The organism is Novosphingobium sp. YAF33, from assembly GCF_052113265.1.
Taxonomy (GTDB): Bacteria; Pseudomonadota; Alphaproteobacteria; order Sphingomonadales; family Sphingomonadaceae; genus Novosphingobium.
In genome coordinates this window covers 1-496 of record NZ_JBFRCW010000054.1, presented here as the reverse complement: position 1 = coordinate 496, position 496 = coordinate 1, and the positions used below count along the sequence as shown (strand labels likewise).

At 69.5% G+C, this 496-nt stretch carries 1 protein-coding gene; it reads left to right on the top strand.

From position 1 onward, the window contains the following. Window positions 1–496: FAD-dependent oxidoreductase (locus AB4Z00_RS26585; protein ID WP_442047905.1), on the top strand; the 496-nt coding region annotated here is incomplete at both ends.

Sequence of the window (496 nt, the reverse complement as noted above, 5' to 3'; positions counted from 1 at the left end):
ATGTGGTCGTGATCGGCGGCGGCTACATCGGCCTCGAAGCGGCGGCAGTGCTCTCGAAGATGGGCCTCAAGGTCACCCTGCTGGAAGCGCTGCCGCGCGTGCTGGCGCGCGTGGCCGGGGAGCCGCTCTCGGAATTCTACCAAAGCGAGCACCGGACGCACGGCGTCGACCTGCGCACGGGCGTCGCGGTCGATTGCCTGGTGGGCGATGGCCACAAGGTCACCGGCGTGCAGCTTGCCGGCGGCGAGGTCCTGGGCGCCGAGGCGGTGATCGTGGGCATCGGCATCGTCCCGGCGGTCGGGCCGCTGATCCTGGCCGGCGCGGCCGGAGCCAACGGCGTGGACGTCGACGAATATTGCCGCACTTCGCTGCCGGACATCTATGCCATCGGCGACTGCGCGGCTTTYGCCTGCGACTTCGCGGGCGGCACGGTGATGCGCGTGGAATCGGTGCAGAACGCCAACGACATGGCGACGTACGTGGCCAAGGCGATCTG